21 protein-coding genes and 1 tRNA gene are annotated in these 23,656 nt (G+C 50.9%); 14 read left to right on the forward strand and 8 right to left on the reverse strand.

All coding sequences use genetic code 11. The features are described from left to right. Positions 1 to 34 precede the first annotated feature (34 nt). Complete coding sequence (locus NDQ72_10785; protein WKD26561.1) at positions 35 to 1,750, reverse strand: bifunctional serine/threonine-protein phosphatase/kinase; 1,716 nt, start codon at positions 1,748 to 1,750, stop codon at positions 35 to 37. A 257-nt stretch (positions 1,751 to 2,007) separates the two neighbouring features. Between NDQ72_10785 and ppa the strand changes: the two genes are divergently transcribed. The 8 genes from ppa (at position 2,008) to purH (ending at position 10,892) form a co-directional block, all read left to right on the forward strand. Continuing rightward, entirely contained in the window at positions 2,008 to 2,538 is a 531-nt protein-coding gene (gene ppa / locus NDQ72_10790) for an inorganic diphosphatase (GenBank protein WKD26562.1), read from the forward strand. Between the two features lie 218 nt (positions 2,539 to 2,756). Beyond that, positions 2,757 to 4,637, forward strand: a complete 1,881-nt coding sequence (gene dsbD / locus NDQ72_10795; protein ID WKD26563.1) for a protein-disulfide reductase DsbD — start codon at positions 2,757 to 2,759, stop codon at positions 4,635 to 4,637. A gap of 298 nt (positions 4,638 to 4,935) precedes the next feature. Further along, positions 4,936 to 5,400 (forward strand): acetyl-CoA carboxylase biotin carboxyl carrier protein, encoded by a 465-nt coding sequence (gene accB / locus NDQ72_10800; protein WKD26564.1) that lies wholly within the window; start codon positions 4,936 to 4,938, stop codon positions 5,398 to 5,400. A 30-nt stretch (positions 5,401 to 5,430) separates the two neighbouring features. Further along, positions 5,431 to 6,771: an acetyl-CoA carboxylase biotin carboxylase subunit gene (accC, locus tag NDQ72_10805; GenBank protein ID WKD26565.1), complete on the forward strand. Its 1,341-nt coding sequence runs from the start codon at positions 5,431 to 5,433 to the stop codon at positions 6,769 to 6,771. A 108-nt stretch (positions 6,772 to 6,879) separates the two neighbouring features. Further along, positions 6,880 to 7,791, forward strand: a complete 912-nt coding sequence (gene prmA / locus NDQ72_10810) for a 50S ribosomal protein L11 methyltransferase (GenBank protein WKD26566.1) — start codon at positions 6,880 to 6,882, stop codon at positions 7,789 to 7,791. 99 nt (positions 7,792 to 7,890) lie between these two features. Next, a complete protein-coding gene (dusB, locus tag NDQ72_10815) occupies positions 7,891 to 8,931 on the forward strand; it encodes a tRNA dihydrouridine synthase DusB (GenBank protein ID WKD26567.1) in 1,041 nt (346 codons plus the stop codon). Next, entirely contained in the window at positions 8,928 to 9,251 is a 324-nt protein-coding gene (gene fis / locus NDQ72_10820) for a DNA-binding transcriptional regulator Fis (protein WKD26568.1), read from the forward strand. Before dusB ends, fis begins: the two co-directional genes overlap by 4 nt. Before the next feature lie 60 nt (positions 9,252 to 9,311). Further along, the gene (gene purH / locus NDQ72_10825) at positions 9,312 to 10,892 is read left to right on the forward strand and encodes a bifunctional phosphoribosylaminoimidazolecarboxamide formyltransferase/IMP cyclohydrolase (GenBank protein WKD26569.1); all 1,581 of its coding nucleotides are present in this window, start codon (positions 9,312 to 9,314) and stop codon (positions 10,890 to 10,892) included. A 112-nt stretch (positions 10,893 to 11,004) separates the two neighbouring features. Here the strand turns inward: purH and NDQ72_10830 are convergent, their stop codons facing one another. After that, positions 11,005 to 12,462: an NAD-dependent succinate-semialdehyde dehydrogenase gene (locus tag NDQ72_10830; protein WKD26570.1), complete on the reverse strand. Its 1,458-nt coding sequence runs from the start codon at positions 12,460 to 12,462 to the stop codon at positions 11,005 to 11,007. Between the two features lie 119 nt (positions 12,463 to 12,581). Continuing rightward, the gene (gene folE, locus NDQ72_10835) at positions 12,582 to 13,133 is read right to left on the reverse strand and encodes a GTP cyclohydrolase I FolE (GenBank protein ID WKD26571.1); all 552 of its coding nucleotides are present in this window, start codon (positions 13,131 to 13,133) and stop codon (positions 12,582 to 12,584) included. Positions 13,134 to 13,430: 297 nt separating this feature from the next. Between folE and NDQ72_10840 the strand changes: the two genes are divergently transcribed. Then, positions 13,431 to 14,024 (forward strand): hypothetical protein, encoded by a 594-nt coding sequence (locus NDQ72_10840; GenBank protein WKD26572.1) that lies wholly within the window; start codon positions 13,431 to 13,433, stop codon positions 14,022 to 14,024. 56 nt (positions 14,025 to 14,080) lie between these two features. Here NDQ72_10840 and NDQ72_10845 read toward each other — a convergent pair whose 3' ends face one another. Together NDQ72_10845 and NDQ72_10850 are read right to left on the reverse strand one after the other, a co-directional pair. Beyond that, positions 14,081 to 15,055, reverse strand: coding sequence for a serine/threonine protein kinase (locus tag NDQ72_10845; protein ID WKD26573.1), 975 nt, complete (start codon positions 15,053 to 15,055; stop codon positions 14,081 to 14,083). Between the two features lie 33 nt (positions 15,056 to 15,088). Then, positions 15,089 to 15,808, reverse strand: coding sequence for a ComF family protein (locus tag NDQ72_10850; GenBank protein WKD26574.1), 720 nt, complete (start codon positions 15,806 to 15,808; stop codon positions 15,089 to 15,091). A gap of 86 nt (positions 15,809 to 15,894) precedes the next feature. Here NDQ72_10850 and NDQ72_10855 point away from each other — a divergent pair. From NDQ72_10855 to NDQ72_10875, 5 genes are all read left to right on the forward strand, one after another. Continuing rightward, positions 15,895 to 15,979, forward strand: a tRNA-Leu gene (locus NDQ72_10855). An 867-nt stretch (positions 15,980 to 16,846) separates the two neighbouring features. Then, the gene (locus NDQ72_10860; GenBank protein ID WKD26575.1) at positions 16,847 to 17,080 is read left to right on the forward strand and encodes a DUF1654 domain-containing protein; all 234 of its coding nucleotides are present in this window, start codon (positions 16,847 to 16,849) and stop codon (positions 17,078 to 17,080) included. A gap of 2 nt (positions 17,081 to 17,082) precedes the next feature. Next, positions 17,083 to 17,526: a translesion error-prone DNA polymerase V autoproteolytic subunit gene (umuD, locus tag NDQ72_10865; GenBank protein WKD30383.1), complete on the forward strand. Its 444-nt coding sequence runs from the start codon at positions 17,083 to 17,085 to the stop codon at positions 17,524 to 17,526. Continuing rightward, a complete protein-coding gene (locus NDQ72_10870; GenBank protein ID WKD26576.1) occupies positions 17,523 to 18,797 on the forward strand; it encodes a Y-family DNA polymerase in 1,275 nt (424 codons plus the stop codon). The genes umuD and NDQ72_10870 overlap by 4 nt, the downstream gene beginning before the upstream one ends. A gap of 35 nt (positions 18,798 to 18,832) precedes the next feature. Continuing rightward, positions 18,833 to 19,879, forward strand: coding sequence for a DUF4238 domain-containing protein (locus NDQ72_10875; protein ID WKD26577.1), 1,047 nt, complete (start codon positions 18,833 to 18,835; stop codon positions 19,877 to 19,879). A gap of 64 nt (positions 19,880 to 19,943) precedes the next feature. On the opposite strand, the gene NDQ72_10880 is transcribed toward NDQ72_10875, so the two are convergent. From NDQ72_10880 to NDQ72_10890, 3 genes are read right to left on the reverse strand one after another with little or no spacing between them, the layout of a single operon-like run. Beyond that, positions 19,944 to 22,634: a host specificity factor TipJ family phage tail protein gene (locus NDQ72_10880; protein ID WKD26578.1), complete on the reverse strand. Its 2,691-nt coding sequence runs from the start codon at positions 22,632 to 22,634 to the stop codon at positions 19,944 to 19,946. Further along, positions 22,631 to 23,026 carry a hypothetical protein gene (locus NDQ72_10885; GenBank protein ID WKD26579.1) on the reverse strand — a complete coding sequence of 132 codons (396 nt, stop codon included), beginning with the start codon at positions 23,024 to 23,026 and terminating at the stop codon, positions 22,631 to 22,633. The genes NDQ72_10880 and NDQ72_10885 overlap by 4 nt, the downstream gene beginning before the upstream one ends. A gap of 10 nt (positions 23,027 to 23,036) precedes the next feature. Then, on the reverse strand, positions 23,037 to 23,534 hold the full coding sequence (locus NDQ72_10890; protein ID WKD26580.1) for a DUF1833 domain-containing protein: 498 nt from the start codon (positions 23,532 to 23,534) through the stop codon (positions 23,037 to 23,039). Positions 23,535 to 23,656: the final 122 nt, after the last annotated feature.

Below are 23,656 nucleotides of genomic sequence, written 5' to 3' on the forward strand. Positions count from 1 at the left end.
GGTTAGCGTTTATTAATTGAGCAGCTTTAAGCTTTTAGCGCAATAACCAGGAAAGCACCAATAAGAGCAGCAGAATACCCGCCACCCCCTGCCAAAAACGCCGTGACTCTTGGCGAGGCTCCTCACGGCTGGGCACGCGCCCCAACGGGACTCTTAAGGCATGCAGAAATTCGGAGAGCCGTCTAAAACGTAGTGCGCGCTGAGGATCTAGCGCACGGCGTAAAGCGTCATCAAGCTCCGTCGATATTTCTGGATTGGTTGTTCGGGCACTACGGTAGCTGAGCTCTTCAAGATCGGTGTGGCTGCGCAGTCGATTAGGCGTCAACGTATAAGGCAATGCCCCTGTCAGCAACCAATAGACCGTTGATGCTAATGAATACTGGTCACTACGCCGACCTACGCTATCACCCAGTGCGTACTCAGGGGCCGTGTGTTCATTAAAACCAATTTGGCGGAGTAGCTCGCCCGAGTGGCGATGGCCATCCACCTCGCGCATGTGGCAGGCGCTGAAATCTGCCAACACGAGTTTGCCGTGGGGGTCGATCAGCACATTATCCGGGGTAATTTGCTGATGAATGATATCGCGATGATGCAACGCTTGAACCGCTTTACCCAGTTGATTAGCGATATCCAGGCGCTGCACCAAACTCGCTTGTGGGTGCCTTTCTGCCCACTGGCGGAGCGTTTCACCTTCAACGTGCTGCATTAAGTAATAAAGGTAACGGCGTGGTCGTGACGACTGCATTACTTTAACGACAAAGGGCGAATTTACACGCTCTACCACCCATTGCTGCAGTAAAAAATGTTCCAGATAGGCATTACGCAAAGAGAGTTCTGGGCTGGGTGCTTTCATCACCATTTCACGCTCTGAATGCACATCACGGACACGATAAACTCTAGATTGCGCATTACGTGACAGCACCGACAGCACTTCAAGCCCATCAAATCGCTCTCCTGGCGTCAGCTCGGGGGGAATAGGCAGGTCACCATAAATAAGCCCTGGGTGATCTTCAGACTCTTCCGGCAGCTCATCAATACGCAGCAGTTGGAAGCAAAATTGATCACCTCCATACCCCCTATCTTGGGCACGCTGCTTTGCTTCGCTCGCCAGGCACTCACAGGCTGCGTCTAGATCACTGGCATTTTGGCGGATCAGACGAACATAATCAGATGGCATTAAGGTGCCACGGACGCCCTGAGTAGTGAAAACAAAAAAGTCGCCCTGTTTAAGCGGTAGATGGGTATAGTCGATATCGACACTTCCATCCATCCCCAAAGCACGTGAGGGGTAACGATAGCCGCCAATATCGGTCACGTGGTCGCGGGTTAGCTGCTCGAACTCAGCGCCTCGCAATCGAAAAACTAACGTATCCCCCATATGAAATAGGTGCGCTTCACGCTCACGAAAGACCATCGCGGATAGCGAAGATACGAAGCTTCCTTCTTTAACATGCTTGCTTTGGCTGTAGCACCAACCATTGAGAGCACGAAGTACCCGGGTGGCCGACGTTTTCGTGTCCCAGTGGTCAGGCGTCGAGTAATAGTCAGCCAAAAAACCGCGAACACTTAAATCACCTGCCTGTTTAGCCAAGGTGTTACGAGAAATCGAGTCACTAATAACTGCGCAACCCCCTTTTACTTTCAACAGCTGCGCATCAGGCAACCGCACCGACATAGAGCTACGGTGTAGACGCCGATCAGGAGCCACAAAGGCTTGGCCATAACTAATTAGTAACTGGGCGTGCGCCAACTCATCCTCCTAGGCTTTAGGCTCTTCATGGGAACCACACAGCGGTTATGATACACGCTGATCAAGGGAAGCGATGCCCGCCAAACGTCGTGATAGCGAAAAACGACGCTTATTTTTGGATTCATCGTCATTGTTAGCGGCACACACCTATGTCGCATTGGTAATCCACTAGCCAACTTCGTATAATTCTCCGCCATTAATGCAATGCATCAACTGCTTAGCCTTCGCACTAAATAAGCCAAGCCAAGGAATAAACGATGAACTTCGATAACATCCCCGCTGGAAAGGATCTGCCCAACGATATTTACGTGGCGATTGAAATTCCCGCTAATCACGCGCCGATTAAGTATGAAATCGATAAAGATATGGGTGCCCTTCTGGTTGACCGCTTCATGGCAACCCCCATGTTCTATCCGGCTAACTACGGCTTTATTCCCCACACCCTGGCCGATGATGGCGACCCGCTGGATGCCTTGGTAGTTACCCCCCACCCTGTGGCTCCGGGCAGCATCATTCGCGCTCGCCCTGTTGGCATTTTGAATATGACCGACGAAGCAGGCGAAGATGCAAAATTGGTATGCGTCCCGCATCCCAAGCTGAGCACTCTGTATGATGATGTTCAAGAAGTGACTGATCTTCCTGAACTGCTACGTCAGCAAATCGCTCACTTTTTCGAGAACTATAAAGACCTCGAAAAAGGTAAGTGGGTGAAAGTAGAGTCTTGGGAAGGTGTTGAAGCGGCACGCAAAGCGATTGAAAAATCAGTCGCGGCTTACCAAAAAGCTTAACCTATCGGGTTGAGCAATAACGCCAGACCGCGCTCCCTCTTAAAGGCTGCCCATGTGGCAGCCTTTTCTGTTATCGGCCATTTAATCCTGAAACCTCAGCTTTTAACATTAACGGAGCATGAAGAAGCGCGTCACGTCACCGCAGCATCTACGCTGACATCACAAGGTAGGATATGCTATTTCAAAATTCCCCTGATACGTCTGCGTAAGGATACTTCGTGTTGTCTTTTAAGCGTTTAAGTCTGTTACTGTTACTCTGCTGGCTTCCTCTGCTAGCCCACGCCCAGTGGTTTTCCTCTTCCAGTAATCAAAGCGATTTTTTACCTGTTCTAGAAGCCTTTCAGCCTACCGCTTGGCATGACGGCAGCGCCATTTATATTGGTATCGATATTGCGGACGACTATTATTTATACCGCCACCAATTTAGCATTAGCAGCACAACGGACGCTGTCTCCCTTGATGAACCGCTACTTCCGCAAGGAACATTCACAACTGATGAATTCATGGGCGATGTGTATGTTTTTCGCGACCGATTAGTCTTTGAAACCCCATTTACCCCTTCCTATAGCGGCCCGATCAATATTGAACTGACGTTCCAAGGCTGTGCCGACGCAGGCCTTTGCTATCCGCCGGAAACCGTATCGCTTGACGCCTCAGAGTCATCTCCCCCCACGGCCTTTGCTGACTGGGACGCTGCAGATCAAGCACTGTCAGGCGCTAAAGGCAGCGATGACCAGCAAATTAGTCAAACCGCGGGCACAAATAGCAACACTGAATTTTCAGCCCCACAAAGCGAAGACAGCCGCTTTAGCGCATTGCTCGGCAGCGCCAGCCTCCCTCTTGCCTTAGGGTTATTTTTTATCGCTGGACTGGGCCTTACTTTCACGCCCTGCGTACTACCGATGGTGCCTATTTTGTCTTCAATTATCGTAGGACAAAAACCAACTCGGCCCCGAGCGTTTGTACTCTCAGCCAGCTATGTTTTGGGCATGGCATCAACCTACGCGTTAGTCGGTGTGTTGATGGGTCTGTTTGGCGCAGGCTTAAATCTTCAGGCCCACCTGCAATCAGCGCCGGTGCTAGTTACCTTTGCTGTTCTATTTACGCTATTTGCCTTAGCTATGTTCGGGGCGTTTGATTTAAGAGTTTCGCCGCGACTGGCCGCTAAAATTGACGGCTGGCAAGCACGTGCACAGCAAAGCGGTCCTGCAGGCCTAGCCCTCGCAGGCGCTCTATCAGTATTAGTGGTTTCCCCCTGTGTAACGGCTCCACTTGCCGGTGCGTTAGTGTTTATTTCCTCGACAGGAAACGCTGCCATGGGCGGAGCTGTTTTATTTGCACTAGGCCTAGGCATGGGTGTGCCACTGCTATTAGTGGGTACCTTTGGGGCAACGCTGCTACCCCGCTCAGGCGCTTGGATGAACGGCGTTAAAATTGCTTTTGGATTGCTGTTACTGGGCGTTGCCATTTGGATGGTTGAGCGATTAGTGCCGCCTTCGATGGCGCTTTTACTCTGGGCAGCGCTGGCCATAGGTAGCGCACTCATGCTGGGCGCCTTAAATATGAATCAGCCACAAGGTTGGCCTAAAGCACGACAAACATTAGGGCTGATGCTACTGGCATGGGGCATTGCTCTTGTCATTGGCGCTGCTCAGGGCGGCAGCAACCCATTGCGCCCCTTAACGGCATCCAGCTCCTCAACGGACAGCGGCACGCCGCAAGCAACGCTTGCTTTTCAGCAAGTTGATGAACTGAGCGCACTTGAAACGGCACTCTCTGAAGCCGCGAGTGCCCAACAGCCTGCCTTTGTTAATTTCACTGCTGACTGGTGCATCTCCTGCAAGCTAATGGAGCGCGATGTTTTTCCAGACTCCAATGTGATCGCTGCATTGAACGATTTCCGCCTGATTGAGGTCGATGTCACCAAGACAGATGCTCAAAGTCGGGAACTGCTAAACCGATTTAACTTATTCGGCCCACCAAGCCTGCTTTTTTTTAGCCAGGGCGAAGAAGTGCGAGATGCGCGCATTCAAGGTGAAATAACGGCTACCCAGCTGGTACAACACCTGGAAGCGTTACGGCGCTGGCAACAAGGCTAAGCTTAAGCCTATGGTCACCTTGTGTCGCGAACGTCGTCAAACGGTTGTTTAAATAACCAGCAGCGAGCTTATGCCGACCTCCACTAGACATGCCCGTACTTTTTCGGCAAACTTCGCAGCCATATCTGCTAAAATCCTCATTTTTTAGGACTTAGCACCGGGTAACGTTCAAGATCGTGCAGCGTTCTGTTCATTTTCAAGCAAGGTTTACTGCGCTGTAACGGCGCTCAATGCAGCTGGCGATACGACACCCTCAACTGCATTGTGATTAACTTTCATCACTTTTGGGGCAACAGGTATGGATATTCGTAAAGTTAAAAAACTGATTGAACTCCTCGAAGAATCAAACATTAGCGAAATCGAAATTCAGGAAGGCGAAGAGTCCGTCCGCATCAGCCGCCATCCGAATGGTGCGACATGGCAGCCTCAGCCGATGCCACAGTACGCTCAAATGCCGCCTATGCAGCAGGCGCCCACTCAACCCAGCGCTCCGGCTGCTGAGGCAGAGCCCCAAGGCGTAAGCTATCAAGGTGAAGCGGTTAATTCACCCATGGTAGGCACGTTCTACCGTAGCCCAGCACCGGGCGCAAAATCGTTTGTGGAAGTTGGCGATACGGTTAAGCAAGGCGATACGGTATGTATCGTTGAAGCAATGAAAATGATGAATCAAATTGAAGCCGATCGCGACGGCGTCGTCGAGGCCATCCTAGTGGAAGACGGAGAGCCGGTGGAATTCGATCAACCTATGATCGTCATCGCTTAATCTTTCACAACAACACGGGTGGATTCTCCCATGCTGGACAAGGTACTTATCGCAAACCGCGGCGAGATTGCCCTTCGTATTCTCCGGGCCTGTAAAGAGCTAGGGATTAAAACCGTTGCGGTTCACTCCAAAGCCGACCGTGAATTGATGCATGTTCGCTTGGCCGACGAAGCGGTATGCATCGGCCCCGCTTCCTCAGCGCAGTCGTACTTGAATATTCCTGCATTAATAAGCGCTGCTGAAGTGACAGATTCAAGCGCCATTCATCCTGGTTACGGCTTTCTCTCGGAAAACGCTAATTTTGCTGAGCAGGTTGAGCGCTCTGGCTTTACCTTTATTGGCCCGCGCGCGGAAACTATCCGCCTGATGGGTGATAAAGTTAGTGCCATTGAAGCAATGAAGATTGCTGGCGTTCCTACTGTGCCTGGCTCAGACGGCCCGTTAGGTGACGATGAAGCCACCAACCTAGCCACTGCACGCCGCATTGGCTATCCGGTAATTATCAAAGCGGCTGCAGGCGGTGGTGGCCGCGGCATGCGGGTGGTGCACACGGAAGGCCATCTGCTTTCAGCCATTACTGTCACCCGCACTGAGGCGCACTCAGCGTTCGGCGATGGCACGGTTTACATGGAAAAATTCCTTGAGAAACCCCGCCATGTTGAAGTCCAGGTGCTGGCTGACGGCCAAGGCAATGCTATCCACCTTTACGATCGCGACTGTTCTTTACAGCGTCGTCACCAAAAGGTTCTGGAAGAAGCGCCTGCTCCAGGAATCGATCCGGAAGCGCGTGCAAAGGTACTAGAAGCATGCCGCCAAGCGTGCCTCGAAATTAACTATCGTGGCGCGGGCACCTTTGAGTTTCTGTACGAAGACGGTGATTTCTTCTTTATTGAAATGAATACCCGTGTACAGGTAGAGCACCCTGTCACCGAGATGGTCACAGGCGTAGATATCGTTAAGGAACAGTTGCGCATTGCCTCCGGCCTGCCACTTTCGATTCGTCAAGAAGACGTAAAGATCAATGGCCATGCGTTCGAGTGCAGGATCAATGCGGAAGACTCGCGTACGTTTATGCCCTCTCCGGGCAAAGTCACCCTGTTCCATGCCCCGGGTGGCCTTGGCGTGCGTATGGACTCTCATCTGTACACTGGCTACACCGTACCGCCTCATTATGACTCACTGATCGGCAAGCTAATCACCTGGGGAGCTGATCGCGAGATTGCCCTGACGCGTATGCGCAACGCCCTAGATGAGCTGTTGGTCGAGGGGATCAAGACCAATATTGACCTGCAAAAAGATTTGGTGAGGGATAGTTATTTCCGCCAAGGCGGCGTCAATATTCACTATCTTGAAAAGAAACTCAGTAGCTAATAGCTGTAAAAGCGATATGGATAGCTAATAATGCTCAACGGGGTGGCCATAGCCACCCCGTTATTGTTTTACCTTTGCGTGAATGCACGTACGCAGTGGAGATTGCTAATGCCCTGGCTCCAACTCAAAGCCCACGTTGCTCCAGAACAAGCCGAACTACTCGAAGATCTACTGTTAGAGGAAGGCGCGACGGCCATTGGTCTTCAAGACGCCCACGACGATCCTGTCTTCGAGCCCGAGCGAGGCACTACCCCGCTTTGGCAAGATACCATTCTCACTGGCCTATATGATGACTTAGATGGCGTTGAAGCCATGCTTGAGCGCATTCAAGCCGCCTGGTCTGAGCAAGTCCCCGGCGAACCCTGCCCAGCGATTGAGTATGAACTCTTAGCCGATAGAGACTGGGAAAGAGAGTGGATGGATGACTTTACGCCGTTGCGAATGGGCCAACGACTATGGATCGTACCGAGCTGGCATGAGCCACCAGAAGCAAATGCCGTCAATCTCATTCTCGACCCAGGCCTTGCCTTTGGCACTGGCACCCATCCCACGACGGCTCTTTGCCTGGAGTGGCTGGATAGCCTTGCGGTTAGCGGCAAGTTGGAAGATAAAATCGTCCTGGATGTGGGCTGCGGCTCAGGCATTCTTGCCATTGCCGCACTAAAGTTAGGTGCATCCCACGCCGATGCTACTGATATAGATCCACAGGCACTTCAGGCAAGCCGTGACAACGCAGCGCGCAATCAGATTAGCGACGCACAATTGTCCCTTTACTATCCTGAACAGCTGATCGACGGCCACTACCCAGTTGTCACCGCCAATATTTTAGCGGGACCATTAGTTGAATTAGCCCCAATGATTGCGGGCCATGTCGCGCCCGGCGGACACATAGCATTGTCTGGCATTTTAGCGAACCAAGCGAATGAGGTCTTGCAGGCCTACGAAGCCCAGGGTTTGACAATGGAAGAGCCCACTATTCGTGAAGGGTGGGTTCGCTTATCAGGCTACCGCGCTGTTTAATCTAGCCAACGGCCTTCACCCCATCGCCGAGTAGGCGTATCATACGCCCCCTTGAAACGCCTACTCGGCGATTTTTATCTGTATCGACAGCGCAGCACAATGACCACACAAAACTTTCAGCCACCAATGATAGGGCCTCACCAGTTACCCAACCAAGTTATCTTGGCGCCGATGGCTGGCGTTACCGACCGCCCGTTTCGCCAACTTTGTAGGCGTTTAGGTGCTGGATGGGTGGTCGGCGAAATGGTGACAGCCGACCCCTCTCTTTGGCATACCCGGAAGTCCAAGCTACGCATGGACCACCAAGGCGAGCCCGACCCACGGGTTGTACAAATTGCCGGGGGTGATGCTGAAATGCTTGCCAATGCTGCGCGCCTTAACGCCGAACTAGGCGCCCAGGTGATTGATATCAACATGGGATGCCCGGCTAAAAAGGTCTGCAATAAGGCTGCTGGTTCTGCCCTAATGCGTGATGAAGCCCTAGTAGCCGAAATTCTGGACGCCGTTGTAAAAGCCGTTGATATTCCCGTTACCTTAAAAATCCGCACAGGCTGGTCTGCTGAAGCTAACAATGGCCTACGCATTGCTAAACTCGCGGAATCCGCTGGCATCCAAGCCTTAGCGGTACATGGACGTCATCGAGAGCAGCGCTATACTGGATGGGCTGAGTACGACACTATCGCTGACATAAAATCGCACCTGACGATACCGGTTATCGCCAATGGGGATATTACCAGCCCTCAAAAGGCCAAAGAGGTCTTGTCATATACAGGTGCCGATGCAGTAATGATTGGCCGCGGAGCGCAAGGCAACCCATGGATATTCGAGCAGATTACCCACTATCTTGCCCATGGAGAACTGCTAACACCCCCGACTCTTGATGAGCGCCGCAATGTTCTCAATGAGCACTTACAAGCTCTGCACACGTTTTACGGCGATACAATGGGTGTTCGCATAGCGCGTAAACACCTCGGTTGGTACTTGAATGAAGACCCGCGCTTCAACGACAAACAGTATTATCTGCTGAAGCAGCAATTTAATGCGCTTGCCACCCCAGCATCGCAATTTGATTGGATTAATGATGCCATGACGCAAGACGCTGCAGAGCGTCTGCTAGCTAAAGGAAGCCATGCTGCATGACTGAACGCGACCTGCTTTCGAACGAGCTCTCTCACCGTCTCTCAGGCACTCTGGCGGACCCCGCCGCGAGCGTACCGCCCCAACCACTTAGAGAAGCGGTTGAGACGGCGATACGCCGTTACTTCGAGCATCTCGATGGCAGCCAGGCAACTGATCTTTATGCGATGGTGATGGCCGAAGTAGAAGCGCCGCTACTTAGCTGCGTAATGGAACATACTGAAGGCAACCAGACCCGAGCCGCGGATGTATTGGGCTTAAACCGTGGCACATTGCGCAAAAAACTTAAGCTCTATGGATTGATTGAAGGTGACGCCCCATAAGGGGCGTTGTCGTTTGTAATTTTCGATGTTAATTCCTTGACTCTGCACACGAGCACTCTAATGGCTGATAGTACTGCTACCCCCGTCCGTCGCGCCCTTTTGAGCGTATCCGATAAAACCGGCATTGTTGAATTCGCCCGCGGTTTAAGCCAACACGGCGTAGAACTTCTTTCAACTGGCGGAACCTTCCGACTGCTTCAGGAAAATTCTGTTCCTGTTAAAGAAGTCTCTGAGCACACTGGTTTTCCTGAAATCATGGATGGCCGTGTAAAAACACTGCACCCCAAAATCCATGGTGGAATTCTGGCACGCCGCGGTCAGGATGATGCTGTGATGGCAGAGAACGACATCACCCCCATCGACATGGTCGTCGTTAATCTTTATCCATTTGCTGCCACTGTCGCCAACCCAGACTGCACATTGGAAGACGCCATCGAAAATATCGATATCGGCGGACCGACCATGGTGCGCGCATGCGCAAAAAATCACGCCTATACCACCATCGTGGTAAATGCTGATGACTATGCTCGGGTACTGGGAGAGCTGGCTGCGCAAGACGGTCAAGTGAGCGCCGCTACCCGCTTTGATCTGGCCGTGAAAGCATTTGAACACACCGCCGGTTATGATGGCGCCATTGCCAATTACCTTGGCCGTAAAGTGACTAGCGAAAACGCAACCTTTGCTCGCACTTTCAACCTGCAATTAGACAAAAAGCAGGACATGCGATACGGCGAAAACCCGCATCAGCAAGCTGCTTTTTACGTGGATCCCCAAGCAAGCGAACCGAGCGTCGCCACTGCAAAAACTCTGCAAGGTAAGCCACTCTCCTTCAATAACGTGGCTGACACAGATGCAGCATTTGAGTGCGTTAAAGCGTTTGATGAAACTGCTTGTGTCATCGTCAAACATGCCAACCCTTGCGGTGTAGCCATTGGCGCTACTGCACTTGAGGCATATGACAAAGCCTTTGCTACCGATCCGACCAGCGCTTTTGGCGGCATTATTGCGTTTAACGTAGCGCTAGATGCTGAAACCGCTCGGGCAATTATTGATCGCCAGTTTGTTGAAGTTATTATCGCACCCGGCGTGAGTAATGAGGCAGTTGCTATCGTGGCAGAGAAGCAGAATGTACGTCTGCTTGATGTCAGTGCCCACTGGCCTGGCGAAACACAGCCTGCGTTTGACTTTAAACGTGTTAACGGCGGACTGTTGGTACAAGAGCGCGACCAGGGCATGGTAACCCGCGAAGAGCTGACCGTGGTTAGCGAACGCGTTCCAACAGAACAAGAACTTCGCGACCTGGGTTTTGCTTGGCGAGTCGCTAAATTCGTTAAATCGAATGCGATTGTATACGCCAAAAAGGGTCAAACAGTGGGTGTTGGCGCAGGCCAAATGAGCCGCGTTTACTCAGCGAAAATTGCTGGCATTAAAGCGGCAGATGAAGGTCTTTCAGTGCCAGGCTCGGTAATGGCGTCAGATGCATTCTTCCCTTTCCGCGATGGTATTGATGCCGCCGCAGCCGCAGGTATTACTGCCGTTATTCAACCCGGCGGTTCCATGCGTGATCAGGAAGTCATTGATGCCGCTAACGAAGCGGGCATTGCCATGGTATTTACTGGCATGCGCCACTTCCGCCATTAATCGCCTCGTCTTGCCATAAAATCAGGCCCCCAACGGATTTCCGATGGGGGCCTGCTTGTTGATAGCGCTGTTTATTTATAGCACTGTTTATTTATAGAACTTGCGCCTGTGCTTAACCTAGATCAATACACAGATATTTTGTCTCAAGGTACTCTTCCAAACCTTGATGCCCACCTTCACGCCCAAGGCCGGACGCTTTAACGCCACCAAAAGGAGCGGCCGCATTAGAAATAAGGCCGGTGTTAATGCCCACCATGCCATACTCAAGTGCATCAGCGACGCGCCAAACGCGACCCAGATCTTGTGAGTAGAAATAGGAGGCTAAACCATACTCGGTGTCATTAGCCATCTCGATAGCAGTTTCCTCTTCATCGAAGGGAAAAACCGCCGCCAGAGGGCCAAAGGTTTCTTCGTGAGCCACCTTCATCTTATCTGTTGCGAAGCTAATCAGCGTCGGAGTAAAGAAGTTTCCACCGAGTGGGTGCGGATGACCACCGAGCAGCAGCTCAGCCCCATTATCGACCGCATCCTGCACATGCTCACTGACCTTTTTGACCGCCTCACCGTCAATCAACGGGCCGATGTTAATATTGGGCTCGGTACCATTACCAACGTACAGCTCACTATTCATAGCAACCGCCAACTTCTCACAGAAGGCGTTAATAACGCTAGACTGCACCAAAAACCGGTTAGTGCATACGCATGTTTGACCAGCATTACGAAACTTCGCGGCCATGGCGCCTTCTACAGCGGCATCAAGGTCTGCATCTTCAAACACGATAAAGGGCGCATTGCCCCCCAGCTCAAGGGATATTTTTTGCACATGCTCGGCCGCCTGCGCCATGAGCTTGCGGCCAACTTCTGTAGACCCCGTAAAGGTGATTTTGCGCACTTTGGGTGACTGAGTAAGTGCACTGGCAATATCTGCAGCACTGCCAGGCACCACATTGAACACGCCACGGGGAATACCTGCTCTTTCCGCCAACATAGCAAGAGCCGTTGCAGAAAATGGCGTTTGGCTTGCCGGCTTAACGACAATTGTACAGCCCGCGGCTAACGCGGCGCCTGCTTTACGCGTGATCATCGCAGCCGGAAAATTCCAGGGGGTAATAGCCCCCACAACACCGACAGGCTGTTTTGTCACTACAATACGCTGGTTTGATTTAGCGGCGGGAATAGTCTCGCCATAAACACGGCGCGCTTCTTCCGCAAACCAACGTAAAAAACTAGCGGCATAGACAATTTCGCCCTCTGCCTCTTTTACTGGTTTGCCTTGCTCGTAGGTCATGAGCAAGGCGAGATCATGTTTATGCTCTAGCATGAGATCATGCCACTTCAGCAGCAGATCAGCGCGTTCTTGAGCGGTCAACGCACGCCAAGCGGGTAACGCGGCATCCGCCGCATCGATAGCGCGCTCAGTCTCAACTTTACCCAGTCGTGGCATATCGCCCACGGACTCACCCGTTGCAGGGTTTAAGACATTAATTTGCTCACCGCTGTCGGCGGCTACCCAGCTACCATCGATATAGGCAAACGGGCAATACAGCTGTGTTTCTTTCAGCGCTTCCATGACAGACTCCTGACCAAATATTGGCCTCACGGGCTCATTGACCTGTTCATGCTAAGACGAAACCGCGTGTTTAACCAAATCTTTGCAATGAAATCTGCCAAAGATTCTTAGCCAATATTTCAACTGATTAACGTTAAGAATTCCTGCCGCGTTGCTTGGTTGCTGCGAAAACTCCCCAGCATCACAGAAGATGTCATGCTTGAATTTTGCTTTTCCACACCGCGCATCATCATGCAAAGATGGCGTGCCTCAATCACCACAGCGACACCTCTTGATTGGGTAACTTGCTGCACTGCCTCGGCAATTTCACGCGTCAAGTTCTCTTGAATTTGCATACGCCTAGCATACATATCAACAATACGGGCAAACTTCGAAAGCCCTAGTACTTTTCCACTAGGCAGATAGGCGATATGACATTTGCCAATAAAGGGAAGCAAGTGGTGCTCGCACATGGAGTACAGTTCAATGTCTTTTACAAGGACCATTTCATCTGTTTGTGACTCAAATACCGCGCCATTAACAATCTCCTCAAGTGATTGCTGGTAGCCAGCATTTAAGAACTGCATTGCTTTTGCGGCTCTTTTTGGCGTATCGCGCAGTCCTTCACGGTCAGGATTTTCGCCAATTGCGGCGATAATGTGGCGGTAGTGTTGAGCAATGTCGTCGGTCATTTGAAGCCTCATCAAAACTGTACGTGCTAGCCACTGAAAAACGCCTGGACCACTAGAGCGTGTAATCAACAGCGAAATATTGCTATCTATCAATAGCTGAGAGCTGTGCGCCAATCATGTACAAAAAATATACGCTAAACAACTTTTGCACAATAAAAAACACCACATCCCGTTATTTTAACGCACCTAACCCTGCTGTGGCAGAGTGCCGCGCACCCCCCTTTGAGACTATTTAAGCTGTGCTATCATGGATCGAACTAGTCAGCTTAATTCGTAGCGCTCATCTGAGAGTTCCTTATGTCATTCAAACCTGCACCGTTTTTCTTAACTGCCCTATTGGGAACTGCATTGGCAACACCCTTGTTAGCCGCCGAACAGACATTAACACTACCTAAAGGTGCCAGTGTCGGTGTCGAGGTCATCGAAGAGTTTGCTTTTACCGACAGCCAATCGCGTTATGAAGCTATCTTACTTCATCCCACGCAAGCTGGCAGCGCCTCGCATCAGCTGCCCGAATACTGCGTTTTAGTTGCCAATGCACAGTTCACTAATGGACGTATTCGTATTACAACTCAAGACGCAACTTGCATTGAAACACACGATGCTGAAAGCGCTATTTTCACTGGTTCATTTAGTGCTGGTGCGTATGCAGAAGACGGTCAGTACGGTCTTGCCTGTGATGAGTCGTCTTGTACCTTATCGCCAGGCCAAGCATTCGTGGTGACACTGGATGAAAGCATCGATATCAACGCTCAAGATAACCCTTCAGCGGAAATTAATGCTGCTCGACGAGAGGCTGATGGAGAAGGCGTAGCCAACCCCATCCCATCAGATCGACCCGACCCCGATGCAAGTGCTGAAAACCCACGCTCCGTCAATCAACCGGAATAGAACCACGTCACTCATCGTCAATGGGGGCGATGCTTAATTAACTACCGGTGCAATTGTTATGCTAGCCAAATAGGCTTTTCAAGCTGTAACAACTGCTGCTCAAGCTGGCGGATGTGCTGATCCCAATAACCGCTCTCCGCCAGCCATGGGAACGCACGTGGAAATGCTGGATCATCCCAGCGAGAAACAAGCCACGCGGTGTACCGGATAAGACGATAAGCCCGCAATGGCTCGATCAGCGACAGCTGGTGCTGCGGAAATGTTTGCTCCTCTTCATAGCCTTCAACAATTTCACTTAGCTGCGCTCGCCAACCAGATGGATCATCAACGGGTAACAGCATCCATATATCTTGGATAGCGGGCGCCATAAGGCAATCGTCAAAATCCACCAAGGTAAATGTGTCATCTCTTCCTAACACATTGCCCAAATGACAATCACCATGCGTTCGAATCATTTGATCGCTGGCAATGGGATGCTTTTCAAGATGACGAAGAATTTTCTGTACAACGCTGTGATATGCGCGCTGCTGATGCTTGCTTAGCCTTTTACTCTCGATAACATGGGCCTCAGCATCATCAATATCGTCCTGCCACTCTAATGTTGGACGGTACTGAAACGCCTTTCGTGATGACACTGCATGTAACCGCCCTAACGCATTACCTAATGCAAAAAGATGCGACGGATTGTCTAGCTCAGGCGCTTGGCCACTGCATTGAGGGTAAAGCGTGAAGCGAAATTGCTGGTAAGTATGGAGTGATTCGCCGTGCTGATCCCGCCAGGGCGCAACAACGGGCACATTTTCAGCAGCCAACTCTTGAAGAAAATCATGCTCTTCCTGAATGATCTCATCTGCCCAACGACCAGGACGATAGAATTTCACAACCCAGCGCTCACCGTCATCGTCACGAAACATTAGCACTCGATTTTCATAGCTATTAAGTGCAAACGGCTCGCCAGCCGGCCAAATCCCAACAGACTCCGCAGCAGACATCACTGTGTCCGGAGAAAGCGTACTAAACGGGTGTGGCATATACCGCTCCTGTGCAATTAAGCCTGCATTCTATCAATTATGCCCCAGAGGTGTTCGAGCAACTGCCCAAATATCGACACGTTTAGCCCCCGCACGAAGCGCTTCTTCAGCAAGTGCCTGGCAGGTCGCGCCAGTAGTAACAACGTCGTCAATGATGGTGAGATGTGATGGCAGTGGACGATTAATATGAAAGGCACCTACTAAATTTTTTGCTCGTTCCTTTCTGCTCAACGTCCGCTGAGAAGGCAGCTGTTGGCGACATTCAGCCGTTAACACGGGCAATTTGACTCGTTTGCCTAGTTGATTAGCCAACCAGCAAGACTGATTAAAACCACGCTGCCGCGCTCGAGTGGTATGCATCGGTACAGGCAAGAGACCTCCTCCCAAACAGCTGGGAGCTTTACTCATCATCAGCTCTACCAGCAACATTCCCGCACGGGGCGACGCATTAAATTTAAAGTCATGAACTAACGCTCTTATAGGCTCTTCAAATAAAAGCTCCACCGTCGCAACGGTAAACGCTGGTGGGTTCTCTCTGCAGTGCCCACAAAAAGATTGAACGGATGCTACGTCCTCAACATCCAAAGGCTCTTTACACTGCCAGCAAGCATTCACATTCCAAGGCAACTGTGCAAAGCACTCCTGGCACCAACCACCACTGGTTTGCCTGGGAGAAAGGCAAAACGCACAATAACCCGGCAGCCCCTTTTTGGCCCAAGTGCTTGCACCATGCACCAATCGCGTCAGAAACATACTTTCCCCAGACTGATTTAATTAACAATTTTAATGACACACCGTTGACATTAATACGAATGCTGTTAATATACGTCTCGTCTTCAGCGGATGTGGTGGAATTGGTAGACACGCTAGATTTAGGTTCTAGTGCCGTAAGGTGTGGGAGTTCGAGTCTCCCCATCCGCACCAATTACTTGATTGTTTTCAGTGGATTAGCTTCTAGTATCTTCTGAAAATGGTCACGATATAGCCTAGTTTGGGCATATCTTAGTCAGTTTTTTAGTCAACATTAAAAGCACCTCGTCAGGTGCTTTTTTTGTGCCTGTAATTTAGCCCAACTCTTCTCACGTTGTACCAAACAACTAATATTTTCATATCTTAGTCACGCCTGCCGTGTAGCTATAGCTAGGGTGCAGCAAAATATCAAACGGGTCCTGGATTCTTGCTTTGACTTAATCTCAAAGCATCTTATGCTGAGAAAGTGCGCTACGCACACCTTTGAACCAACAGTGGAGGCAAATATGCCTTTAGACTTGAAGAGCAAAAAATCATTGGTTTTGTCAGCATTTCCAAACGCGTTCTCGGTTGGTTTTGACCGATATGGAGATCGCTGCGTCGTTACCGATAATGCCAATGGCAGGGTGCTAGGTTTTTCAATGGCTTACTGCAACACCTGGTTTAGTGTAATCAATCGTCTCTCATGCATTAGAAGCTTCTTACGCAACGAGCTTAACCATAAAATCAGCTACGCATGGGAGCGGGAAAAGATCATCTGATGTGACCATAGATACGCGCAGGATGTGCTATCTATCAATATCCACCTCTCCCTCTTTTTCCTGCCTTTCAATCCTCCGACAGCTTACCACCCCAATTACCACAGCTCATCTCTTTGCTTATAAATCAAATGTTTAGCTATCTTCAATGATTACGCGCAGTGCATTTTCCGCATGCAGTCTGCGACCACTCGCTTATTCCTATCGCTAGACGCATCGATACCCTACTGACTATACTCGCCCTTAATGCTGTATATAACACCAGTTTAATCAGGAGGCGTTTATGTCAGAGAAAACGTACCAAGCCCTGGTCGAGCGCATGAAGCGTAAGATCGGCAGCCCTGGGGCACAGTCTAAGCAATGTGTCGAGATCAAGCGCCGGGAAGATGACAGTGCTGATGACTGGGCGCGCATGCTTGAAGACTTGTGCACGGTTGAGAACGTTACGGTCATTCCACTTGACGACACTGCTGAGCATATCCGTTTGCGCTGGAACCCAGAGGAATCGATGTCATGAGTATGCATCTTTCCATTCTAGGGCGCGTTGACACTACCACCCCGCCGTTAAAGCTACCGCTTGCCGCAGGTGAAGTCCGTGCGGGTTTCCCTTCGCCGGCAGATGACTATCTGGAAGCAGAACTGGATCTTGTGGAACACTTGGTGCAGCACCCCAGCGCTACCTATTACCTGCGTGCCAAAGGCACATCAATGACCGGCGCCGGCATCTACGATGGAGACCTACTGATTGTGGATCGCTCAATAGAGCCTAAGCCAGGTCATATCGTCATCATGAGCGTGGACGGTGAACTGACTTGCAAACAACTAGGCACCATCGGCAACCGCCCCTACTTAATAGCTTCGAACCCTGAGTTCCGCCCTATCCCGCTTGAGGGTAAAGAGTGCCTTGTGTGGGGCGTGGTCACACATAACATCCACTCGCTTGCGCCCGGGTTCACCGTATGATCGCCCTCGTTGACTGCAATAATTTCTATGTGTCATGCGAGCGCGTGTTCAACCCCAAGCTGGAAGGTAAGCCCGTTGGCGTGATGTCGAATAATGACGGCTGCGTCGTCGCCCGATCAGCTGAAATAAAACAGCTCGGCGTAGAAATGGGGATGCCCGCACACCAGATCGACCCGCGCATTCGCCGCCAGTGCACTCTGCTATCAAGCAATTACGCGCTTTACGGAGACATGAGCCGGCGCGTCACTGACGTGCTCTCACAACACACGCCCCATGTCGACGTGTACTCGATCGATGAATCATTCTTGAGATTTGAAGGCTTCCAGCCTGAAACGCTGACTGACCGCTGCCAGGTAATGCGTCGCCAGGTGCGCCGTGATACTGGCATACCCGTTAGCGTGGGGTTGAGCACATCTAAAACGCTGGCAAAGATCGCCAACCACCGGGCCAAGAAAGAACCTGGCTTTAACGGCGTGGCCATCATGGAATCCGATAGCGACGACACACGCTCGTTCCTTGAGCAGTTGCCCGTAACCGAGATATGGGGCGTGGCTGAGCGCAGCGCCGTCCGCCTGCGTACCCTCGGCATTGGTACAGCCTGGCAGCTACGCGAAGCAAGCCCTAAGCATTTGCGTAAACATTTCAGCGTGGTGATGGAACGGATTGTATGGGAACTGCGAGGCGTCGACTGCATCCACCTGGACGACATGACCCAGCCAAAGCAGCAGATTATGGTCAGTCGCAGTTTTGGGCGCCTCACCAACAACAAGGCAGATCTTCATGAAGCGATTCGCGTGCACACCTCCCGCGCCGGCGAGAAGCTACGCAAGCAAAGCGGCTTGGCTCAATCGATCATGGTGTTCGTGCGCACGAACAGATTCCGCGATGATCTACCTAGCTATAACAAAAGCCTAGTAATTCCACTGCCTCACCCTACTGACGACAGCCGTGAGCTAGTTCGCGCAGCCATCGCAGGGCTTGAGCGTATATTCAAAGAGAACATCTGGTATCAGAAATGCGGCATCATGCTCATGGATCTTTGCGATCACGACAATGAGCAGTTAGGACTGTTAGCTGAACCGTTGAGTGATGAAAAGCGTGCCAAGAATGAAAAGCTAATGGCCACGCTAGATAAGCTGAACCGCGAGCACGGTAAAAACACAGTGAGGCTGGGGATGCCGAGAAAGGTCAATGCTTGGGAATTGCGTTGCGAGCATCAAACGCCTAGGTATACTACGAGGTGGGATGAGCTAGCAGAAGCTTTACTATGACACTCTAGAGAAATAAATAATACAGGAGTCATTAAATGTCTGGCAATCGCCACCACTTTATACCTCAGTTTCTACAAAAAAAATTCATATGCACAGAAAGAAAAAAAGGATCTATAACCCATGTGTACAGAAAAAATGGAAGCCATTTCTCAGCCAATGTAGTCAACACAAGTGTTGAAAATAAATTTTATACATCTGAAACTCTCGACGCTGATGAGAACATAACTAAAGAAGAAAACAAAATACTTAGCATCCTTAGAAAAGAAGAGCCGGACTCGGCTGAAATGGCGATAGTCATTGCTCACTTTGAAATAAGAACTAAAAATTTGCGAGTCATGTTCGCATCAACAATAGATAGTTTACTAAAATCAGCATACAAAAAAATACTTAATGATCAATATCTAAAAGAACTAATAAAAAAACTATTCCAAAACAACCCAAATATTATAGATAATGAGTTCAATAAAATACAAGGCAGAAATCAAATACCCAAACAACTCAAGAAGAAACTAATAAAAGAGGTTAAACTAGGCAAGTCAAAATCTATAGAACTTTTTGTTGAATCATACATAAAAGTTGCGCAAGATAAATTCAGTAATTATTCTCTTGAGATAGAAAAATCAATAAAAAACGGACACATAAAGATATTACAAGACAGCTTCTCATTAAAAAAAAGAACAGCGCGTTATAAAAGACTCACTTACACATTACATCACATTGAAGACTCAAGCATGATACTTGGAGATAGTGTAGTAGTATTTAAAGTTCACTCCAAGGGCGAAGTTACGTGGAAGCAATTCACAGATAGAGACGATGAAATTCTATGCATTGCAATTCCAATAGCAAGTAACAAAATAATTATTGGTCTCAATGAAGATACTGTGAAATACAAACCTGACATACCGGAAATAAAACTAGCTCTATCTAAATGCTCGTTAGAGCAGTTCATATCAAGTAAAAAAACCAATGAGAACATTGAGCTAGCAAAACATATCGGCACAATGTCCCCACCTCTTACTCAAAAAGAAATTGACACCATCGTTATAGAAGGTTTTGAAAACGCAGTACTAAAACGAGAATAAAACTCTATTTATAATAGTACATGTCAAACTTATCACATCCAATAACCAAAAAATGATAAATACTTTAAGGCACAGCATCATCATACTGATACAGTCGCTCGTCGTAGCCATCCGCCGTCGCATTAATATTACTCATGCCTGACGGCGTGTAGCTTTGCGCTATCACGTACTCAACCCGACCAAACAGCAAATGGGGCGGCTCTTTTGTTGGATCAACAACGGGCACCGGGTCGTCACCCATTAACGCAATTACGTGATAGTCGCTCTCCCCTCGCGTGACCTCATACGCTTTTGACGACTCACCCTCTGGATTGCGCCAGTAAATAACATGCTGCTGGATGCCGCCCCAGTTAAGCGCCTCATTTACCAGCATATGTACGCCATCATCAGCTACCTGAACATGCTCTATCAGCGCTGATTTCGCCCTGTTGGGGATCGGCCCCACTACTGGCAGGTAATCGCCTATGTTGCTGTTTAGCAAGTCCGTCGTAGTGCCCCACGTGTACCCTTTGCGCACATACAAGTGACGCATTAAGCGGCGCATGCCGTGCCGCCACGCCCGTGTTTTGTCTCTCACGCCCTCAACGCGAATGGTCTCTACCCGCGTCGGCGGGTCTTCGGAAACGCGGCACTCTACCGTTTCGACAACGCCCGTGATAGCGCTCTCATACTCAACGTCAACCGCGTCGTAGTCGTCCGGCATGACTGCCCGAATGGTTTTTGTCAGCAGGGCATCAGCGCGCATGTTCTGCGGGCTGTACATGTGACCCAGATCAGTACGCGGCTCATCGCGTACTGGGGTTAGCACCTCGTCCCACGTTAATTGGGTCCATATTGCTGCTAGAGCACGCTCCATTACCGCTTTTACGGTGTCATCGCTATTGTTGTTATAGTCGTATGCATCGCCCCTCAGCGCAGTTATATCGTCTATACGCTGCATGGCCTCCATGTTGATCTCGTCGTCTGAGATCCCGGACTGATTCGCCGCATTACGAACAAAATCAATCGCTGAGCGGGTCGGCCCTACGGTGCCATCCATGCGTTTGAGTATCGCCGTGGGCACGCACGTAATGCGGTTTTCGCTCTGCGATGCTATCGCGTCACTGCCAACAATCGTCATTGCTAGCACAGTAATGTCATCGTACTGCGTCGGGGACTCAGCGAGCCGTGAGCTGAGCTGCGTCCAGTGCATTTCATCCATACTTTGAATGTCTGTTAGCTCCGGTTCTGATCTGCGTAAGCGGCACTCCACGGCCATGGGCTGAGGCAGCTCAACATCAATCGTAAAACCTAGCTGATCCCGCGTCCCTTCCTCCATCTCGTATGGCACCGAAACCCACTCGCCTGCACCGATCTCGCGCCACTCAAGTTCGACGCTCCGCTTACGCCATCGCACATAATCAGTCTCTGCTTTGCCGAGGCCGCGCGGCATTAGCACAATCGCCTGTAAGCGGTTGATCAGCGTGCCGGATTTTTGCGCATTGAATGGGCCTAGCCATTGACCTTCAGAATAGATGTCATCAACTCGCACGCGCCAGTTGTTGTGATAGCGTGCGTTTGTCCATCCCTGCCATGCCGTGTCTAGGTTGCCGTCTGCTAGTAACTTTTCGACCATGATCGAATCTGCAGTGGTAGTAACGATTCGATAGCGCGCGCCGAGTCTATCGATAGACACCAAATAAGTGCCGCCCGTTGGGCTGGTCACAGGTGATAGATCGGGATAGCTAAGCGTTAACTCTGTCGAACTCACGCTGTGCACTATGTATTCACCTGCTAACACGCTGTCTGTCATTACAATGCTGTCGCCTACAGACAGCCCTAGATCGCTAAAACTACCGTTGTAAATAGCGCGCACATCCGGCGATGTTGGCGATGATGCTACTATCTGCCTCTGTATAGAGATGTTTAGCAGTAGGTCCTGAGCCCAGTCCGTCGGTATGTCAGCATCAGCAGGCACGGTAATGGTGTCGTCGCTAACATCTATATAAGACGCCGTTAGTTCTGTCGTTATATCGACTGTGCTTTTGAGCTTTAACCCCGCCTGACCGTTGCCCGCTGCGCCAACTTCGGGGGCGGTGTACCACAGCTCGTGCGCACGATGCGTGCTTATATCCTCACCGGGCATAAACGCCTGCCAGTTGACGTCAGTACCAAGCGCGTTGATCGGAGTTTCACCAATGCGTATTTGGGATGAAGGCAGTAGGCACGGCCCCCACGTGACGCAAAGCAGGATGTCCACCGCTTTAGTACGCGGGTCGATAAAGTACGTGTGGGGAGGAGCCAGGTAGTACGGCGCCAACTTCACTTGCCCAGCGATTTGGTTGATAACCCCGTTAAGGCGCGGGCGGTTAATCGTCGTGTTGGGGTCGTTGATTTGCGAGCCTTGATCAATGCCGCCGTTAGCGTTGGGCGTTGGGATCGACGGCATTAACCAGCTGAATACACTGCTAAATAGATCAACGACGGCGCTAAAAATCGAGCCAATAGCACGCCGCTGAGGGTTTGCATAGATATGCACGACGAGCACGCTATCGAGCATCACCCCTGCATAATCAGACGGGGGCACAACCTCCCCGCGCTGACCTTCTAGCTCAATTTCCCACGGCGTAAAATCAGGATTTTCGGCATACGCGGGCAGCGCATCCGCTAGAAAGTCATATAGCGAGCCACTATCAACGGTTTTTGTGCGTATGGGCTGCGTGGGCACGCAATTTAGCTCGCGTATCAGCGACGGATATAGGTGGATCTCGCTCACGTAAAATACTCCACGGTTGTAAATTTGCAGGCGAAAGAGCGCACAGACTGCCAGCGTACGCCCGCATCAACAGTGCACTCCAGCACGCCCAGAAGACCGTTTAGCGGGACGACAACGCCACAATGCAACGCCAACTCTCCCGTCCAGCACAGCACCATGGCGCCCGCCTGCACGCCGCACGGCTGTAGCCCCTGCCGCACCTCGCGCAGCGCGACATTTACCCGCCGGGGGTTGTCAGTGGGTACGCCCGCGTAGGTGGGCAGTGTGGGCAATCCGTACTGCTCTGCACGCACCGCTCGCACTAACCCATAGCAATCAAACATACGGATGCCGCCCACGCGCTCACCCCGCCCGCCGCCTTTATAGCGGGCACTCCGGTACTTATCGAGCATAAAAAAATCCTTACGTGAACAACGCCACGCCGGGGTATTTTTGGGCTGTGAAGCGGCCCAGCAAAAAGCGCCGGAACAGCAGGTCACGGTGACGGCAGCGCACCTGTAGAGTGCCATCCGGCTGGAACACTGGCTCATCAACAATCATGCGCAGCGGGCGCCGCGCCGGGGCAGAGAGATCGTTAGAGACGTACATGCGCAGCGTGAGATAGATAATCGCGTTAGCGTCTAGCGCCATGTCGACTAACTCCTCTGCATCTGCGTTTACGCCACCCAGCGCAAACCCTAGATTTTGCTGACCGCTGTCGTTGCGTGCAGGCAGTGCGAGATCCAACGCAGATCCTAGATAGTGGTGCTGCTGGCCATCCTCATGCCCCAACAACAGATCATCCCAGCCAGGTATATTGCGGATAGCCGATGGCCACGGCGCACACGTCAGCTCTAGCGCGGGGATACGATAAATCGTAGGGTCGTGGCCGCTGAGTAGCTGTGCGAGTACGTCATTCATTCGTGCATCACCGTCAGCCGCGCATCATGAGCAACTAATGCGCTGCCCCAGATCGCACGTGGGATTAAAAGCCGACCTGTATAAACAAACAACCCCGCTTGCGCGGGGTCGTGTCCTTGCTT

Source organism: Halomonas sp. KG2 (assembly GCA_030440445.1).
Classification (GTDB): Bacteria; Pseudomonadota; Gammaproteobacteria; order Pseudomonadales; family Halomonadaceae; genus Vreelandella.

Bases quoted from the DNA above. Each gene is read 5' to 3' on its own strand.
- ppa (WKD26562.1), top strand. From the start codon at position 2,008: ATGAACTTCGATAACATCCCCGCTGGAAAGGATCTGCCCAACGATATT.
- accB (WKD26564.1), top strand. From the start codon at position 4,936: ATGGATATTCGTAAAGTTAAAAAACTGATTGAACTCCTCGAAGAATCA.
- accC (WKD26565.1), top strand. From the start codon at position 5,431: ATGCTGGACAAGGTACTTATCGCAAACCGCGGCGAGATTGCCCTTCGT.
- prmA (WKD26566.1), top strand. From the start codon at position 6,880: ATGCCCTGGCTCCAACTCAAAGCCCACGTTGCTCCAGAACAAGCCGAA.
- dusB (WKD26567.1), top strand. From the start codon at position 7,891: ATGACCACACAAAACTTTCAGCCACCAATGATAGGGCCTCACCAGTTA.
- fis (WKD26568.1), top strand. From the start codon at position 8,928: ATGACTGAACGCGACCTGCTTTCGAACGAGCTCTCTCACCGTCTCTCA.
- purH (WKD26569.1), top strand. From the start codon at position 9,312: ATGGCTGATAGTACTGCTACCCCCGTCCGTCGCGCCCTTTTGAGCGTA.
- NDQ72_10830 (WKD26570.1), bottom strand. From the start codon at position 12,462: ATGGAAGCGCTGAAAGAAACACAGCTGTATTGCCCGTTTGCCTATATC.
- folE (WKD26571.1), bottom strand. From the start codon at position 13,133: ATGACCGACGACATTGCTCAACACTACCGCCACATTATCGCCGCAATT.
- NDQ72_10840 (WKD26572.1), top strand. From the start codon at position 13,431: ATGTCATTCAAACCTGCACCGTTTTTCTTAACTGCCCTATTGGGAACT.
- NDQ72_10845 (WKD26573.1), bottom strand. From the start codon at position 15,055: ATGCCACACCCGTTTAGTACGCTTTCTCCGGACACAGTGATGTCTGCT.
- NDQ72_10850 (WKD26574.1), bottom strand. From the start codon at position 15,808: ATGTTTCTGACGCGATTGGTGCATGGTGCAAGCACTTGGGCCAAAAAG.
- NDQ72_10860 (WKD26575.1), top strand. From the start codon at position 16,847: ATGTCAGAGAAAACGTACCAAGCCCTGGTCGAGCGCATGAAGCGTAAG.
- umuD (WKD30383.1), top strand. From the start codon at position 17,083: ATGCATCTTTCCATTCTAGGGCGCGTTGACACTACCACCCCGCCGTTA.
- NDQ72_10870 (WKD26576.1), top strand. From the start codon at position 17,523: ATGATCGCCCTCGTTGACTGCAATAATTTCTATGTGTCATGCGAGCGC.
- NDQ72_10875 (WKD26577.1), top strand. From the start codon at position 18,833: ATGTCTGGCAATCGCCACCACTTTATACCTCAGTTTCTACAAAAAAAA.
- NDQ72_10885 (WKD26579.1), bottom strand. From the start codon at position 23,026: ATGCTCGATAAGTACCGGAGTGCCCGCTATAAAGGCGGCGGGCGGGGT.
- NDQ72_10890 (WKD26580.1), bottom strand. From the start codon at position 23,534: ATGAATGACGTACTCGCACAGCTACTCAGCGGCCACGACCCTACGATT.